The organism is Planctomyces sp. SH-PL62 (assembly GCF_001610895.1).
Lineage (GTDB): Bacteria > Planctomycetota > Planctomycetia > Isosphaerales > Isosphaeraceae > Paludisphaera.
Map to the genome: position 1 here is coordinate 2,752,616 of NZ_CP011273.1, position 16,936 is coordinate 2,769,551.

At 66.2% G+C, this 16,936-nt stretch carries 9 protein-coding genes and 3 rRNA genes; 8 read left to right on the forward strand and 4 right to left on the reverse strand.

The window, feature by feature from the left end; genetic code table 11:
• A complete protein-coding gene (locus VT85_RS28395) occupies positions 1 to 267 on the forward strand; it encodes a hypothetical protein (protein ID WP_068414476.1) in 267 nt (88 codons plus the stop codon).
• 249 nt (positions 268 to 516) lie between these two features.
• Here VT85_RS28395 and VT85_RS10655 read toward each other — a convergent pair whose 3' ends face one another.
• Complete coding sequence (locus tag VT85_RS10655; protein ID WP_068414479.1) at positions 517 to 1,563, reverse strand: helix-turn-helix domain-containing protein; 1,047 nt, start codon at positions 1,561 to 1,563, stop codon at positions 517 to 519.
• Positions 1,564 to 1,651: 88 nt separating this feature from the next.
• Positions 1,652 to 1,969, reverse strand: a complete 318-nt coding sequence (locus VT85_RS10660) for a hypothetical protein (RefSeq protein WP_197491207.1) — start codon at positions 1,967 to 1,969, stop codon at positions 1,652 to 1,654.
• Positions 1,970 to 3,212: 1,243 nt separating this feature from the next.
• Between VT85_RS10660 and VT85_RS10665 the strand changes: the two genes are divergently transcribed.
• The 3 genes from VT85_RS10665 (at position 3,213) to rrf (ending at position 8,663) form a co-directional block, all read left to right on the forward strand.
• A 16S ribosomal RNA gene (locus VT85_RS10665) occupies positions 3,213 to 4,735 on the forward strand.
• A 789-nt stretch (positions 4,736 to 5,524) separates the two neighbouring features.
• Positions 5,525 to 8,328 (forward strand): 23S ribosomal RNA (locus VT85_RS10670).
• Between the two features lie 227 nt (positions 8,329 to 8,555).
• A 5S ribosomal RNA gene (rrf, locus tag VT85_RS10675) occupies positions 8,556 to 8,663 on the forward strand.
• The 16S, 23S and 5S rRNA genes sit together here, the layout of an rRNA operon.
• Before the next feature lie 135 nt (positions 8,664 to 8,798).
• On the opposite strand, the gene VT85_RS10680 is transcribed toward rrf, so the two are convergent.
• Together VT85_RS10680 and VT85_RS10685 are read right to left on the reverse strand one after the other, a co-directional pair.
• Positions 8,799 to 9,392, reverse strand: a complete 594-nt coding sequence (locus VT85_RS10680) for a DUF488 family protein (protein ID WP_068421793.1) — start codon at positions 9,390 to 9,392, stop codon at positions 8,799 to 8,801.
• A gap of 108 nt (positions 9,393 to 9,500) precedes the next feature.
• Positions 9,501 to 11,669: a prolyl oligopeptidase family serine peptidase gene (locus VT85_RS10685; protein WP_068421796.1), complete on the reverse strand. Its 2,169-nt coding sequence runs from the start codon at positions 11,667 to 11,669 to the stop codon at positions 9,501 to 9,503.
• A gap of 417 nt (positions 11,670 to 12,086) precedes the next feature.
• Between VT85_RS10685 and VT85_RS10690 the strand changes: the two genes are divergently transcribed.
• From VT85_RS10690 to VT85_RS10705, 4 genes are all read left to right on the forward strand, one after another.
• Positions 12,087 to 12,983, forward strand: coding sequence for a decaprenyl-phosphate phosphoribosyltransferase (locus tag VT85_RS10690; RefSeq protein WP_068414482.1), 897 nt, complete (start codon positions 12,087 to 12,089; stop codon positions 12,981 to 12,983).
• A gap of 106 nt (positions 12,984 to 13,089) precedes the next feature.
• Positions 13,090 to 14,952, forward strand: coding sequence for an SAM-dependent methyltransferase (locus tag VT85_RS10695; RefSeq protein WP_068414485.1), 1,863 nt, complete (start codon positions 13,090 to 13,092; stop codon positions 14,950 to 14,952).
• A 181-nt stretch (positions 14,953 to 15,133) separates the two neighbouring features.
• Complete coding sequence (locus VT85_RS10700; RefSeq protein WP_068414488.1) at positions 15,134 to 15,793, forward strand: hypothetical protein; 660 nt, start codon at positions 15,134 to 15,136, stop codon at positions 15,791 to 15,793.
• Positions 15,794 to 15,872: 79 nt separating this feature from the next.
• On the forward strand, positions 15,873 to 16,742 hold the full coding sequence (locus VT85_RS10705; RefSeq protein WP_068414491.1) for a lipase family protein: 870 nt from the start codon (positions 15,873 to 15,875) through the stop codon (positions 16,740 to 16,742).
• The last annotated feature ends 194 nt before the right edge of the window (positions 16,743 to 16,936 follow it).

Below are 16,936 nucleotides of genomic sequence, written 5' to 3' on the forward strand. Positions count from 1 at the left end.
TTGGCGACTCAGACCGAGAAGGACCTGCCCCGCGGACACGGCTACATCGACCACGTCTTCCTCGGTTATCGCGCGGGCCTGGACGCCGGCTTCCTCCCCGAGCGCCGAATCAGCTGCCCGATGAGTGGCGACTACACCCCCCAGCAGGTCCGCCGCGCCCGGGTCGAAGGCCGACTCCTGGGACAGGTGCGCGACCTGCTCATCCTTCGGAAGCCGTGCGAAGGCGAGACGGCCAGTACAGGCATCCCGAACACGCAATTCCCGTAAACGGGACGCCGCAAGACGCGACCTTGCCTCGCTTTGAATCAACCTCGCCTGCCCCGAGTTCGCAATCAAGATACTGCCAAATCGACAGCAGCCATTTTGGCATACGGGCTTCGCCTGCCATTTGCGTCAACGGGAGGCCGATTCGCGTCTCGCGACTCCCGAATTTCGGCTCCCGGCGGGCGCAAAAAGAAACGCGGCCCGAAGCCGCGTTTCGATCGACCCAACCTATTTCCGGCGAACGACTTGCTCTTACTCGACCGGCTCGCCGCACGCCAGTTCGTAGACCTTCCCCCGCACGAAGGGATTCGAGAGCGTCGGGTTCCGACGGACCACCGGCTCCGGCAAAGAGTCCAGGGCTGCGGCCGTAAGTCGCTTCAGCTCATCGGGATGGAGCTTCTCGAGGACGTATGAGACCGCCGCCTCCTGGGACGCCAGCGAGTCGACGTCCCGGGCCTGCTTCTTCTCGGTTTCGATGCGCCGCAGCCGCTCCGCCAGCTCGCGGCGACGGCTCTCCAGCCGGTTCGCCACCTGGGGGAGCAGTTCGTAGCCGTCCTCGATCCCCGCGCGGATATAGCCGGGACCGTTTTGCAGCTTACCCTGGCTCTGCAAATAGAGGGCGTTGAGGAGCACCTTCGCGACTGCCTCGGGATCCTTCTGCGTAACTAGGCGGTTCGCGAGGTTCTCGGGCAGTCCCTGATTGGTCAACAAACCCTGCAAATCGACAGCAACAAGAAGGCGTCCGTCGGCGCTCAGGCGGAACGGAGTGCCCGGGATCGGCACGGACGCTGTGTCTTCTTTCGTTCCTGTCTCTTGTTTGGGCCCATCCTCACGGCCGGCGCGGTCCAACTTCTGGACCGGCTCGACTAAAGAAAATAGACCGGATTTCGAGGGGTCGACTAAAGAATCCAGTCCAGTTTCTCGGGGCTCGTCTAAAAGATCTCGGCCGGTCGGCGGGGCCGGCTTGGCTTTCTTGGACGAGGGGGGCTTGGCCCGGTCGCCCGTCGGCCGATGTTCGGGAGCCGCCTGACGGAGGACCCGGTACGCCGTGGACCTCCCCTTCGACTTGTTGGCGATCAACAGCCCGGCCTGGACCAGCTCGGCGATGGCGTCGATGACCGTCTGCCGGCTCAGGCCCGATTGGCGCGCGATGGTCCGCGTGCTGGGATATCCCCAGTCCGTGCCGAAGTCCGTATAGAGGCCGATCACGAGATAGACCTTGATCGCCGAGCCTCCCAGCGATCGGAAGGCGTCGGACCGGAGCAGGTCGTGCTCGACCCGGAAGAAATACGATGCCATGGCCGGATGCCACCTTGCCTCGAGATCGCCCTGACAAAATCCCTCCCGCCAGCGGCCCTCGCCCGCGACGCCGCACGCGCCGGGGCGATCAGTCCGACTCGACGGCCGGCGGATCGGCGACGTAATAGGTCTTCACCTTGCCGCGAGGCCCGGTGGTGGAAACGACCAGCCCCAGCTTCTCAAGCTGCGCGAGGCCGTCGATCACCGTCGGCGTGGAGAGCCTCGTCCGGGCGACGAGTTGGCTCAGGCTGATCGTCACGCTGCGATCGGGCTCGCCGCCGACCGCCTCGATGATCACCAGATAGACCTTGATGGCCTCGCCGCGGATCCGAGAAAGATAGCCGCGATCGAAGAGCACGCTCTGCACCCAGTCGAGCTGGGTCGACTCGTCCACGTCCGTCATCATCGCGGGGCACTCCGTTGTCTCGAGCCGCCTCGGCCCGCTCCGCCCGCCGACCATCCCTCGGCGTCCGTTCGACCGCCTTCCTCTCATGACCGCCGTGCCAACGTCCATGGTCGATGTCGCTCCTTCTGTTCTTGCGGCCATTCCCTGGCTTCCTCAGCTTGGCTTATCGGATACAGATCGCCCGATTTACAAGTCGCTCAGGACGCATTCTCCTCATTGAAGGCGGTGCCGCCCGGGATTCCGGCGAAACCGTTGCGACTGGGCGCGGTGGGCCGGGACTGCCCGAATCGGTCTCATTCCTCACCTCTACCTCCCCGGATCGTCCGCTCCTCGGATCCGTCCTTCCGCCGGCAACCATCCCGCCGCTCTCTATATCAAGTGAGAGGATCCCGAGGCCCGCGCCTGAATCGCGAGGTTCCCGACGCCAAGAGCCAGGGCAGGGGGGGACCTCCAGGCCGTCCACGGGGATCGAATCCCCTATAGAGCAGAACAGCGGACACGGGAAACGAGCGGAGAAGCGTGTGAAACGCCGTCACCGCCCGATTCAAAGCGGAAATGGAGGACTGGAAGACCGCAAAACGGCAGTCGTCTCAAAGCCGTCTTCGAGAAAGTTGGAAGTCGTAACATGTTGACTCAGTGAAGATTAGATGCGGAGTTGGGGGGCACGCGGGACCAGACCGTTGACCCGGTGGGGGGGATGCCTTAATATCTGCCTGTCGAGACGAACGACGCCGAGACGAAACGAACGGCCGACCGAGTCGCCAACAACGACCAGGTCGGCCGAAAACGTCGAGTCGCGGCGGGGGGAGGCTCGGAAGGCGGGGGCTTCGGGACGGCCGCAGGGCCGGGGCGAAGCGGATCGCCGCTCTTTGACAATCCGGTCGATCGTGGAACGAGCCTCGCGTCGCAGGACGCGGGGCGGAGAGAACGATGCGTAGCGAGTGCGGAACGCGGGAAGGGGCCACCAGCCCCTCGGAACGCGTACCGCGGGCGAACCCTTGAGGGGAGCCGGCGTGCGGGATCGTCCCATCGGGACGTCGGAGGCCCAGGTCCTGGACCTCGCAACGACGTCGGGGCGGCCGCAAGGACCGGTGGCGCATCCGGACTCGCGGCCAGCCGTCACGCCTTCGGGCGGGGCGGGGGGTCATGAAGGACGGATCGCCGAGCATTCCTCAGACCTCTTCGAGGATGGGGACCGGAGATCGGGAAGGCCTCCTTCGGGGGGGCGAACGGTCCGAGGACCATTGTGAAGGGTTTGATCCTGGCTCAGAATGAACGTTGGCGGCGTGGATTAGGCATGCAAGTCGCACGGGCCCCGCAAGGGGCCAGTGGCGGAAGGGTGAGTAAGGCGACGGCAACCAACCCCGAGGATGGGTATAGCCGCGGGAAACTGCGGGTAATCCCCAGCGATGCGAGGGCGTCGGCATCGACGCTTCGCCAAAGGATCCGTCCGCCTCGGGACGGGCCGTCGTGGTATTAGGTCGTTGGCGGGGTAACGGCCCACCAAGCCTTCGATGCCTACCGGGCGTGCGAGCGTGGCCCGGCACACTGGGACTGAGACACTGCCCAGACTCCTACGGGAGGCTGCAGTCGAGAATCTTCGGCAATGGGCGCAAGCCTGACCGAGCGACGCCGCGTGGAGGACGAAGGCCTTCGGGTTGTAAACTCCTGTCGAGGGGGAGAAAGGCCCTGCAAGGGGCTTGATCGATCCCTGGAGGAAGCACGGGCTAAGTTCGTGCCAGCAGCCGCGGTAAGACGAACCGTGCGAACGTTATTCGGAATCACTGGGCTTAAAGCGCGTGTAGGCGGATCGGTGCGTCGGCGCCTGAAATCCCCCGGCTCAACCGGGGAACGCGGCACGAAACGGCCGGTCTGGAGGGACGTAGGGGGGTCTGGAACTTCCGGTGGAGCGGTGAAATGCGTTGAGATCGGAAGGAACGCCCGTGGCGAAAGCGAGACCCTGGACGTCTACTGACGCTGAGACGCGAAAGCTAGGGGAGCGAACGGGATTAGATACCCCGGTAGTCCTAGCCGTAAACGATGAGCACTGGGTAGGGGGCTCGCCGATGGGCTCCCTGCCGCAGGGAAACCGTGAAGTGCTCCGCCTGGGGAGTATGGTCGCAAGGCTGAAACTCAAAGGAATTGACGGGGGCTCACACAAGCGGTGGAGCATGTGGCTTAATTCGAGGCTACGCGAAGAACCTTATCCTGGGCTTGACATGCAGGGATTAGCCGGCGGAAACGTCGGCGACGCCGCAAGGTGGAACCTGTGCAGGTGCTGCATGGCTGTCGTCAGCTCGTGCCGTGAGGTGTTGGGTTAAGTCCCGTAACGAGCGAAACCCCTGTGATCAGTTGCCAGCGCGTCATGGCGGGGACTCTGATCAGACCGCCGGCGTCAAGCCGGAGGAAGGCGGGGACGACGTCAAGTCATCATGGCCCTTATGCCCAGGGCTGCACACGTGCTACAATGGGGCGGACAAAGCGTCGCCAGGCCGCAAGGCCGCGCTAATCGCAAAAACCGTCCCTCAGTTCGGATTGCGGGCTGCAACTCGCCCGCATGAAGCTGGAATCGCTAGTAATCGCGGATCAGCATTGCCGCGGTGAATGTGTTCCTGAGCCTTGTACACACCGCCCGTCAAGCCACCAAAGCGGGGGGCATCCGAAGTCGTCGGAGCCGAAAGGCAGGCGCCGAAGATGAAACCCGTGATGGGGACTAAGTCGTAACAAGGTAACCGTAGGGGAACCTGCGGTTGGATCACCTCCTTTCTAAGGAAACTTGGAAAACCAAGCCGGGGACGCCGGATCGCGAAGGTTGCCGCCAGGCCTCCTTCGTCGGCCCCCACGGCTCGTCGGCGCCGCCTCGGACCCCGAGGAGACGCCCGTACGCCTGCTCCCCCCGAGGGTTTGAACGCCGGAATCGGCTCACGCATCGAGCCTCTCCGACCACGCCGGGCCCCGAGCCCGGCCCTCCGGATCCGCCGCAAGGCGGACCGGGCCACGATCGATCGGCATACGCGTCGCCCGCCCGGCCTCCGCCGGGCGGGTCGACGTTCCGACCCTCGCCTCCTGGACGCGGGGCGGGGCCGTCTCCCCCGGGGACGGCCTCGCCCCCTGGCCAGGCGCCAGGGCCCGGACGGCGGACGCAGGTCCGCCGGCCGCGAGCCTCTTTGACAATTCGGTGGTTGGTCGATACACGAATCCGGCCGCGGCCGGCCGCTTCGCCCCTCGGGGCGGGGGGGTCGAAGGCGGGGCGGATTCGACACGAGCCCCAACGCGGGTCGTGCGGTCGGCGTCCTCGGACGCGGGCGGCACGCGCCGGCGGGAAGGGCGAGTGGCATACTCCACTACAGTTTCACGCCGCCGCGACGCGAGTCGGGGCGGCTCGAAGAACACGAACCCTTTAGGATCTGGATCGGGCCTGGGGCCGACTTCCGCGTCGCGAGACGCCGGGGTCGAATCCCCTGTCCGGCTTGGCGAGGAATCGCGAAGCGAAGAATCGAGCGGCTGCCCGTCGAGAGGCCCGCGCCTTCCCAGGCGCGGGGGCCCGATCGGCGTGGTCAAGCCCCTAAGGGCGCGGGGGGAATGCCTAGGCGTCGTCAGGAATTCGGGCGTGGAAGGCTGCGATAAGTCCGGGGGAGCTGCATAACGAGCGTCGATCCCGGAATGCCCGAGGAACACCCGGGGAACTGAAACATCTCAGTACCCGGAGGAAAGGAAATCAACCGAGACTCCCTCAGTAGCGGCGAGCGAACGGGGAAGAGCCCAAACCGGACGGGTCACCGTCCGGGGTCGAGGGCCCGGAATCACGAGGAACCAACGCGAACCGAAGCCGTTTGGAAAATCGCGCCGGAGCGGGTGACAGCCCCGTAGGTGCAGCGGCGGTTCCTCATCCGGTCGCCCAAGTAGGGTCGGGCACGGGAAACCCGGCCTGAATTCGCGGGGACCATCCCGCAAGGCTAAGTACTCGACGACGACCGATAGCGAACCCAGTAGGGCGACCGAACGGTGGGAAGAACCCCGACAAGGGGAGGATACTGAACCTGAAACCCCGCGCCTACAAGCGGTGGGAGGCCTCTGACGCAAGTCGGGCTGACCGCGTGCCTTTTGCATAATGATCCGGCGAGTTATCGTGTCCGGCCAGGTTAACCCCTTCAGGGGGGGAGCCGCAGCGAAAGCGAGTCTGAACAGGGCGACTCAGTCGGGCGCGATAGACGCGAAACCAGGTGAACTACCCATGGGCAGGTTGAAGCGGCCCTAACCGGCCGTGGAGGACCGAACCCACCAGTGTTGAAAAACTGGGGGAGGACCCGTGGGGAGGAGTGAAAGTCTAATCAAACCTGGAGATAGCTCGTTCTCTCCGAAATGGCTTTAGGGCCAGCCTCGGGAAGTAACGCACGGGGGTAGAGCGACGGAATCCGTTTGGGGGCCTCCCCGGCTACCCATCGGAACCCAACTCCGAATACCGTGCGTCGGACCCCGGGAGTCAGAGCGTGGGGGATAAGCTTCATGCTCGAGAGGGAAACAACCCAGACCGCCGACCAAGGCCCCTAAAGCGACGCTCAGTGGCAAAGGAAGTGGGATCGCCGTGACAGCCGGGATGTTGGCTTAGAAGCAGCCACCATTTCAAAAGTGCGTAACAGCTTACCGGTCGAGCCATCCCGCGCCGAAAATGACGGGGACTAAGCGTCGTGCCGCAGTCGCGGATTCGCAAGAATGGTAGGAGAGCGTCGACGCCAGCGTCGAAGCGGCACCGGTGAGGAGCCGTGGAGCGGCGTCGAGTGCGCATGCCGGAACGAGTAACGACAAGACGGGTGGGAAGCCCGTCCGCCGAAAGCACAAGGTTTCCTGGGGAAGGTCAATCCGCCCAGGGTCAGTCGGGTCCTAAGACGAGGCCGAAAGGCGTAGTCGATGGGCAGACGGTTAATATTCCGTCACCCGGCGGGGAGGTTGAACGAGGGAGGACGCCGGAGGATTCTCGAGTCGGGGTGGTAGACGCCCCCGTGCCGCAAGGCCGACAGCATTCGATCTGGAAGCTCGAGAGAATCCGGCCGCGAAAAGCCCCCTCGGGACGATCCGCCGGCCCGTACCGCAATCCGACACAGGTGTGCCAGGTGAGAATCCGAAGGCGTTCGGGAGAACCCTCGTGAAGGAACTCGGCAAAATGACCCCGTACCTTCGGTACAAGGGGTGCTCCCTCCGCGAGGGGGGAGCCGCAGAGAATCGGCTCTAGCGACTGTTTATCAAAAACACAGGACTCTGCCAACTCGCAAGAGGACGTATAGAGTCTGACGCCTGCTCGGTGTCGGTAGGTTGAGGAAGGCGGTCAGCGCAAGCGAAGCCGGCGACCGAAGCCCCGATAAACGGCGGCCGTAACTATGACGGTCCTAAGGTAGCGAAATTCCTTGTCGGGTAAGTTCCGACCTGCATGAATGGCGTAACGACTGGAGCGCTGTCTCCACGAGGGACCCGGTGAAACTGTAGTCGTGGTGAAGATGCCACGTACCCGCGGTTAGACGGAAAGACCCCGTGAACCTTTACTGCAGGTTGGCACTGGTCCGATGCTCGTTCTGTGTAGGATAGGTGGGAGGCTTCGACCCGGCGGCGCCAGCCGTCGGCGAGCCAACGGTGAAATACCACCCTGAATGATCGTCGGCCCTCACCGGTACGCAGCCCGTACCGGGACCGTGCTCATCGGGCAGTTTGACTGGGGCGGTCTCCTCCCAAAGAGTAACGGAGGAGCGCAATGGTGCCCTCAGCCCGGTCGGCAATCGGGCAACGCGAGCGCAAACGTAGAAGGGCGCCTGACTGCGAGACCGATGGGTCGAGCAGGGACGAAAGTCGGCGTTAGTGATCCGGCGGTGCTGGATGGAAAGGCCGTCGCTCAACAGATAAAAGGTACTCCGGGGATAACAGGCTGATCTCCCCCGAGCGTCCCTAGCGGCGGGGAGGTTTGGCACCTCGATGTCGGCTCATCGCATCCTGGGGCTGGAGAAGGTCCCAAGGGTTTGGCTGTTCGCCAATGAAAGCGGTACGCGAGCTGGGTTCAGACCGTCGTGAGACAGGTCGGTCCCTATCTGCCGTGGGCGTAGGAGACTTGAGGAGCTTCTCCCCTAGTACGAGAGGATTGGGGAGGACCGACCTCTGGTGTGCCGGCTGTCGCGCTAGCGGCACCGCCGGGTAGCCAGGTCGGGACGGGATAAGCGCTGAAAGCATCTAAGCGCGAAGCCCTCTCCGAGATGAGGTCTCCAGCGGGCATGTCCCGCACAGGCTCCTGGAAGACGACCAGGTCGATAGGCCGGAAGTGCAAGGCGGGCGACCGCCTCAGCCGACCGGTCCTAACAGCCGAGCGGCTTGACCACCCCGATCCGTCCCCTCCGCACGCGGAGCCGGGCCCGGGTCGCGGCGGCTGCAAGATCCTCCGCACGGCGAGCCTCGCCGAAGTGAAACCGGCCGACTCCCGGTCCGGACCCCGGGTCCGTGATCCTCGAGATCGGAAGCTGGAGTGGACGAACCGCTCGCCTCGTGACGTATCGACCGACCCACCGAGATCCACGCCCGGCGGGGCGAAACCCCCGCCGGCCGTTTTTCCGGCGACCATACCGTCGGGGCCACACCCGTTCCCATTCCGAACACGGCCGTTAAGCCCGACGGGCCCATGATAGTGCTCAGGCGCGAAAGTCGGTCATCGCCGGAATCCCCCAGAGACGCCCCCGCCCCCAAGGCGGGGGCGTCTTCGTTTCGAACCCCGCTGCCCCGCCTCCGAACCGGCCACTCCTCTCGGCCGTCAGACGCAATTCCGGGAGGGCTAAGACTGGAATCTGGCCTTCGATCACTCGAACAGGCTCGCCCTTTCGTCCTCTCGCGGCGACGGATAGCTCAGTTCGCCTCCCTCCACCCGGGCCCCTTCGGTCAAAATGTGGGGCCGCAATGTGCCGGAGGGCATGATGTGGCGGATTTCGATACCTCGGACGCCCAGGTAATCGCTGACCAGCCGCCGATGGCAGCGCCAGTAGACGCCCTCGGAGCACATGAACGCGGTTCGCTTTTGCCGGGCCAGTTCTAGCAGACTCTCGATCGCCTCGTGGAAGTCCGGGGTGGCCATGTAATCGGCGTAATTCCGGAAGCTCTGGTTTCGCAGGCCGAGATTCGTGGTCGATCCGCCTGGTTGCTTGCGACGCCCTCCCAGAGATTCGATCCAGCGGTACTCGACGCCTGCCTGGGGCATGGTGGAGGCGAGGTTCTCCCGGTTGAAGTGCGGGTATTTCCGCGATCCGGGGAACCTCCGTATGTCCGCCAGGGCTTGAATGTTATGTTCGGCGAGGAGTCTGAGGAACTCGTCGAGCGGATGGGTCGAGTGGCCGATGGTGAATAGCGTCAATGGGGCGGTCTTCGAGAGGATGGCTTCGGCGGGCTCGAGTTTCATGAGCGTCTCGGTTCGACGTCGCCATCGGCCCAGGTCATCCATCTTCTGGGGCTGTGGGCTCGTCACCCCCAACCGGTCCCGACGGTCCGCCGCCCTTCGGGTGATGGTTCAGGGGTGAGATTTGGGCTGGTGTGTTTCGGCGCGAGGCCGCCAGGCCTCGTCGAAGAAGCCGGCCTGGACGATCTTGCGGGGCTCGCGCGGTGTTGGAGGGGAGGTGACGTCGACGACGGCGAAATCGGGGAGTTTGGGGGTCTGTCGGGCGTTATTGAGGTCGTCGAACTCGCCGTAAGTGAAACCGCTGTTGAGCACGACGTAGCGACGAGGGTTGAGCGGGTTCGGAAAGATCAAGGTCGGGGCGTGCGTCCTGGCATCGTGCGACTCGCCGGCCAGCTCGACGCGGTCGGCGTTCCACTTCACGGGAAGCCTGTCGAGGACCTTTGCGAGCACGGCGTTGCTGCTCGGGTCGCCCCAGAGGACGAGGTTGGACGAGGCGATGTCGGCCTCGGTCACGTCCGTATCATCCTTGACGCGGGCTTGACCCCGGAACTGGCGGCGCCAGCGGTCGAGGGCGCGGGAAAGCTCGGCCTGGGTCCAGGCGCCGACCTGCTCATTGGACGCCGGGCCGGTGGGTCGGACCATCAGGAACGAGTCGTAGAAGGCGTCGTCGATCGGCCCCTGGAGGCCGTGCCGCTTGACGAGCCGGCCGTCGTCGTCGGGGCCGGCGAGGGTCCAGCGGCCGTCCACCTTGCGGAAGCTGGCGGTCCACGACCGATCCGAGCCGGCCTTGGGAACCTTCACGACGTCGCCGTCGATCCGGGCCTTGAAAGCCTTCCGGGGGTCGAACGGCGCGTGGCCGGCGGGGACCGTCAGCGTCAGGGCGGTGACGTTCTCGCTGTGGACGTCGGGCCCGAGGCGGTCGTCCCCGATCATGGAGAAGGAGCCGTCGAACCAGGAGCGGAGGCGCGCCCGGACGCGGGCCCGCTCCCAGTGCCGCGCCAGCCCGTCGATCCGGACCCAGGACGACTCGTTGTAGCGGAGGGTGTAGGTGGTGAAGTCGACCTCCGCAGGGACGGGGTCGCGGCCCTTGCGGGCGATCGCGTCGATCCGGCGGTCGATCTCGGCCTTGGCCTCGGGCGTGTACTTGTGGCCCGCCCCGGCGCCGATGACGTGGACCAGGTCGATTCCATCCTCGGGGAGCACCTGGCCGGCGAGGTCGTCGGCCAGCTTCTGGAGGCCCTTCAGGCCGCTCTCCTCGGCGAGCGTGCGGGCCATGAGGTCGGCGGCCTGCTTCTGGCCGTCCTTCTCCCCGCTGTAGGCGACGGTCGGGAGGTTGAACAGGTTGGCGGCGTAGCCGGTGCTGTCGTAGAGCCGCCAGAGGGTTTGCTCGTACCAGGGCGGGGGCGTTGACGTCGAGCCCTTGCGGAAGACGCCCAGGAAGTCGGCCGATTCGGCGAAGCCCGCGCCGGGGGCCGCCGCCGCCCAGACGCTTGGGAAGTGGGTGGCGAACTGCCAGGCGGCCGCGCCCCCCATCGAGAACCCGCGCATGACGAGGCGGTCGTCGTCGATGGGATAGTGGGCCTTCACGTCTTCAAGCGCCTCGAACAGGTCGACCTCGCCGGCGAACTTGTTGGCGTTGCAGAACCGGCCGTAGGGGTGGAGCACGAAGGCGTCGGCCGGCGCGAACTCGCCGATCGACGTGGTCCGCTGCCGCAGGAAGTTCAGCTCGCTGAGGGTCTCGCCCCGGCCGTGGCACCAGACGTCGAGCCGGAACCGATGCGGCGAATCCGCCCGGTAGGACCGGGGCACGACCAGGCCGTAGGGCTGGATCGAGCCGTCGATCTTCGACGTGTAGCCCCGCACGACCAGGCCGGCCGCCGAATTCCATGGCGTCTCGCCGCGATCCAGGGCCTCCGCGCGTTCGACGCCTTGCTTCAAGAGCGAACGCGCCCACTCCACCTCCTTGAGGTCGAAGAACTCGCCGTATCGCAGGGCCGAGTCGACCGCCGCGTGGAAGATCTGGACGTCGGGGAGGAACGCCAGGAGCTTCGGCCGATCCTTGAGGGCCTCGCGAAGCCCCTCGATCCGCCCGGCCAGCGCGTCGAGGTCGCCCTGGAGGGACGCCCGGTCGGCGTCGGGGACGGCGACGCCCGGAGGAGGGACCGGACGGATCTTCTCGGCCGGACTTTCGGCCCGCACCGGCGAGGACGCGGCGAGCAGGAGGCCGAGACCGAAGCAAAGGCCCAGGCGGAGATCAAGGCGCGGGCGGCGGTGGGACATCGGCGGTTCGTCCTTTCCTGGGACGACGAGCGTCGTCCCGGCCGGGGATGATCGGGAGAGCGCCCGGAGGGGCGGGGCCGGGCCGCGGCCCGAGTCCGTCTCGCCCCCGATCATAAGGCCCGGTTCGGGCCCCGTCACCATCCCGGCCGCCTGGGGCGGGCCTCGGCGCGGGGCTTCCCGCATTTCATGGCGACGGGGACGGAGGATTCGAGGCTCGGAGGGATCGATACGGCGTCTCGGTCCCCCTGTTTCGTCGCGAATTCAAGGGGCCCTGTCGAGGAATGCGCGAGAAGGTCGAGAAGAGGCCGAAAACAAACAACGTGTCTTGGTATTGTGGATTTTGATTGCAAGTATGGTATTCTGTGCTTCTGATTTGGTTTGAGGCCGGAACGACACATGCGCGAGGGCCGATGTCGCATGGACGAGAGGCTGACCCAGATGGAGTCGCATGCGGCTTTGGTCGAATTGATGCGCCCGCGTCAGTGGGTGAAGAACGTTTTCGTCCTTCTCCCCCTCCTCTTCAGCGGCCTGGGCGAGGACCCGTGGGCGATCGGTCGGGCCTTGATCGCGACGGCCTGCTTCTGCCTGATGTCGAGCGCGGTGTATTGCCTGAACGACGCCCTGGACGCGGGCGCGGATTCGCGACACCCTCGCAAACGCCGGCGGCCGATCCCTTCGGGGCGGGTTTCCGTCCGATCTGCCTTCATCCTGTCGGCCGTGCTGGCCGTGCTCGGGTTGGGGATCGCGGGCGTCTTCCTTTCCAGGGGAGTCGTCCTGTTCGTCGCGCTCTATGCGGCGAACAGCCTGGGGTACTGCCTGTTCCTGAAATACCGGGTGATCGTGGACGTGATGTCGATCGCCCTTGGCTTCGTGTTCCGGCTGATCGCCGGCTGCGAGGCGATCGGGGTCGTCGCGTCGTCCTGGATGGTCCTGTGCGGGTTCTCGCTCGCGATGCTCCTGGGGTTCGGAAAGCGCCGGCTGGAGTTCACCCAGCTTGCGGCCCCCGTCGAGTACCGGGCGACCCTGGAATCGTATTCCCGCGAGAAGATCGACGTCCTCCTGTCGGTCTCCGCGGCGCTTTGCCTTATCTCGTACGCGATGTATACGACGGCCCCGACGACGATCCAGATTCATCGGACGGATAAGCTGATCTACACGATTCCGCCGGTCGTCTATGGGATCTTCCGCTACATCTTCAAGATCCAGGAGGGGCGTTACGACGGGCCGGTGGAAGTCCTGTTGAAGGATCCGGTCTTCCTCCTCAACGGCCTGTCGTGGATGGCCATCAGCGCGGGGGTCCTCTACCTCATCTGATCTCGACTCGGGCGCCGCAGGGCGAGCCGCCCTCGTTATTTGAAGCGACGGTTTCGGAGCGATTCCGCCCCGGCCCGCCCGACCGTCATTCGCGGAGCCGAACCTCATGAAACACCGCAGCGTCGTCGCCCTTTGCTACGTGGTCCTCTCGTTGGCGATCTTCTTCTTCTGGACGACCTTCGCGAAGACCGAAAGGAAAGTGATCCCTCGCGACGACGCTCGGCCTTCGGGATCGGGATCGGGATCGGGACCGGCGGCAGGCGCGGTGGGAAACGCGCCGGAACCGTTCATCCCCACCAAGCCGAACCTGGTGCAGAGCATCCAGGGGACGGCGATGGCGCCGTTCGTGAAGCGGCGTCTGTTGCCGGAGGCGTCCCTGGCGCTCAGTCGGCTCGTCCCCGCATCCTTCTGGGACGCTCTCACCCGATCCCTGGAGGGCCCGGAGCCGTGGCGGCGCGCGGTGAATCACTACCTCGGCACGGTCCTGAACTGGCGTCCCGAGAATTATCCCTTGCTCTTCTCGGGCTACTTCCTCATCTGGCTTTCGACCCTGGGGTTCATGTATCAGGCCAAGAAGCTGACCTCGATCCTATACGACGTGCCGGACGTGACGGCCGCGCTCGTCGGCGCCCTGATGGGGGTCGCCCTGCTCGGTGGATTCGGGCGATGGAGCCAGTATCCGTACGACATCCCGAACGCCTTCGTGTTCTCGCTGGCCTTGAACGCGCTCATCCTGGAGCGGTGGTGGTTCCTGCTGGCGTTCGCGGCGGCGGTGTACTCCAAGGAGACGTCGCTCCTGCTGATCATGGCCTACGTCCTGCTGCGCTGGGAGAGGTGGCGGCGTCCTTCCTTCTGGGCGATGCTGGCCCTCCTCACGATCGGTTTCACGGCGACTCGCTACTGGATCAGCGTGAGGTATGCCCTGTCTCCCTCGAGCCGCGATTGGTATCCGCTGCGCAACCTCGACGTAATGGCCAGGAACCTCGCGGAGTTGATGTGGGCCTGGTGGATCGTCTTCGTCGCCATCGCGGGCATGCTCTGCATGATCGGCGATCTGCCTCGCGTCTTGCGAAGGCTGGTCATCCCTCTCCTCGGGACGATGTTGGGCCTCAGTTTCTTCTACGGCTGGATCGATGAGCGGCGCGGGTATTACGAGGTCCTGCCCATGACGGGGCTGGTCGTGCTCCAGTGGTCGGCGGCCTCGCTCGGTCTGGCTCATCTGTTCCGCCCTCGCGATCAACCCCTTCGTCTCCGAGTCGAGCCGACTGCGGCAGGATCGGACTTCGGCGGATTCGCGACCCCCCCCCTCCCGCGCTCGCCGGGAGAGGTCGTGGCGATGCTGGACCGCTTGTACCCGCACGCCTCCGGCGTGCCCCGGCTCCTGATCCGGCTTCGGCCCTGGATCTGTCCGTTCGAGGAGGTCTTGAGCCGGATCCCGCCGAGGCCGGGCGATCTCCTCGACGTCGGTTGCGGGATCGGCGTCGGCGGCGCCCTGGCGGCGGGGGCGGGGCGGGCCGCCCGGGTCGTGGCGTTCGATACGTCCGTCCTGGCGATCGAGACCGCTCGCGCGGCGATGGCGTCCACGCCCCTGGGCGATCGCCTGGAATTCCATTCGCTCCCGGCCGATCAATGGCCCGACGGCGCCTTCGACGTGGTCCTTTGCATCGACGTGCTCCGCCACGTTCCTCCCGACCGTCAGCGCGAGTTCTGCTCGCGATTGCGCCGGTCCCTTCGCCCCGGGGGGACCCTGATCCTGAAGGCTCTCGCCCCCACGCCCCGGTGGAAGGCCTGGGCGAACCAGATTCACGATGCGATCATGGCCCGGCGACGCGTCTTCCATCGCACCCCCGGCGAGGTCGCCGACTGGCTGGCCGCCGAGGGCTTGAACGTGGTCGAATCCACGCCCGTGAATCGATTCTGGCATGCCCATTATCTAATCCGTGCGACGTCGCCCGCCTCCGCAAGCTAGGGGCGCGGTCGGCTCGGCGCGATGGTCCGTCGCGAGGCCGCGCGGGGGGGGAGGCGAAGGTCGCGTGGGCGTCAGCTCGCGGAACCCTTCAACTGGGGGGGGAAGCTGGTAGCATGGGGGCGATCCGGCCGCTCGGAGTCTCCCCCGCTTCATCCCCCCCAGATCGAGGCCCGCAACGCTCATGGTCGAACAATACGGCGTCCACCTCATGTTGGCCGGGCTGGCGATGATGGCCGTCGGTTGGCTCTGGCTGGTGGTCAAGGCGTTCCGGGACAGGGTCGGCTGGGGGGCGGCGATCCTGGTCTTCCCGCCCCTTGCGCCGGTGTACGTCCTGTCGAAAGGGCGGGCCGTCTGGGCGCCGGCGTCCTTGATGGCGCTGGGGTTGGTCCTGACGGCCTTCCCGCCGCTCTACACCCGGTACGTCCCGGTGGACCTGGGGCCGCATGAACGGATGGTCGACGGCGAACGCCACCTGACGCTGACGGGATGGGACCGGAAGGATTACGCGGTCCTCGGCTCGAAGTCCGACGCCGTCGTGGTCCAGATGGCCAACCCCGACGTCACCGACGAGACCCTGCGCAACTTGCGGGGCTTCTCCAGGCTCCGCGAACTGGACCTCGACGATACGCAGGTCACCGACGAGGGCCTCAAGATCCTGGTCGAACTCCCCGCGCTGGCGTCCCTCCGGCTGAGGAACACCCGGATCACCGACGCCGGCTTCAAGGCGTCGCTCGCCCCCAAAGAGTCGCTCCGACGCCTTGACTTGACGGGCACGGCCGTCGATCGTGAGACGGTGGAGGCCTGGCGAGCCGCCGCGCCGGGCCGGCGCGCGATGCAATAGAAGGCTCGAATCGGTCGAATCGAAGTCCGGCGGCGGTCGTCGCCGATCGGGCGACGGGGTCTCATCGGGGGTTGCCATCATGTCCACCAAGCTCGACGTCACGCGCCACGGCGATCCTCGGAACGCGCTCTTGCTGGGCGAGGCGTGCTCGCTGGCCTACCTGGCCGGGCCCGCGGCCGCGAAGGGCTTTCGCGAGACGCTGGGGCTGGACGCGCGCCTGATCGCCGCCGAGAACACCCAGGTCTACGTGGCCCAGAGCCCGGAGGTGGTCCTGGTCGCCTTCCGGGGGTCGGAGTGCCCGACGAGCCTCGACGGCTTCAAGGACTGGCTGCTCACGAACGCCAACAATTACCTGATCCTCCCCGAGGGTCGGATCGGCACCGATTTCGTCGCGGCCGGGGTCGGGGCGCGGTTCCATCGCGGGTTCATGGCGGCGCTCGACGCGATCTGGTCCCCCCTCTTCGCGGCCGTCGACGAGGCGCTCCGCCAGGCCGAGCGCCCGCTCTGGGTGACCGGCCACAGCCTCGGCGGGGCGCTCGCGCTGCTGGCCGCCTGGCGATTCGAACGCAATTTCCTCGCCGTCGACGAGGTGGTCACCTTCGGCGCGCCGATGATCGGCAACGACGCGGCGGCCTCGGCGTTCGAGGAGCGGTTCGCGAAGAAGATCTCGCGGTACGTGAACCTGGAAGACCCCGTGCCGCTGCTCCCCTCGGTGAGCCTGCTGACCAACACCTACGTCCACTGCCCCACCGAGGTCCCGCTCGCCGACGACCCCTCGGCCGCGTCCGCCCTCGACGCCCTCAAACGGCAGGCCGGCGCCGCCGCCGGCGCGGTCCTCGACGCCAGCCTCGTCGACGAGGTCTGGAACGCCGTCCAGGGCCGGATCGCCGCCCACTTCATCGATCGCTACCTGGACCGCATCCGCAAGCAGATCGGCGAGACGGCGTAGCGGGCCGGGCGTCCCGCAAGGCGAGGCGAGACGAGGCGAGACGATCGCCGGTCGGGGCTCCGGGAGTCGCGGCCGTGGGCGGCGGTATGGCTTTTGCAAACGAGGAATCAGATGGGATAAGGGGCGACGGCGACGCGATCGCGCCACAGGCGACGTCGCCCGAGTTCGCCCGGCCGCGAACATTCGCACGAGGT

Excerpts from the sequence above, each read along its gene's own strand:
- VT85_RS10655 (WP_068414479.1), bottom strand. The coding sequence starts at position 1,563 with ATGGCATCGTATTTCTTCCGGGTCGAGCACGACCTGCTCCGGTCCGAC.
- VT85_RS10660 (WP_197491207.1), bottom strand. The coding sequence starts at position 1,969 with ATGATGACGGACGTGGACGAGTCGACCCAGCTCGACTGGGTGCAGAGC.
- VT85_RS10680 (WP_068421793.1), bottom strand. The coding sequence starts at position 9,392 with ATGAAACTCGAGCCCGCCGAAGCCATCCTCTCGAAGACCGCCCCATTG.
- VT85_RS10685 (WP_068421796.1), bottom strand. The coding sequence starts at position 11,669 with ATGTCCCACCGCCGCCCGCGCCTTGATCTCCGCCTGGGCCTTTGCTTC.
- VT85_RS10690 (WP_068414482.1), top strand. The coding sequence starts at position 12,087 with ATGGACGAGAGGCTGACCCAGATGGAGTCGCATGCGGCTTTGGTCGAA.
- VT85_RS10695 (WP_068414485.1), top strand. The coding sequence starts at position 13,090 with ATGAAACACCGCAGCGTCGTCGCCCTTTGCTACGTGGTCCTCTCGTTG.
- VT85_RS10700 (WP_068414488.1), top strand. The coding sequence starts at position 15,134 with ATGGTCGAACAATACGGCGTCCACCTCATGTTGGCCGGGCTGGCGATG.
- VT85_RS10705 (WP_068414491.1), top strand. The coding sequence starts at position 15,873 with ATGTCCACCAAGCTCGACGTCACGCGCCACGGCGATCCTCGGAACGCG.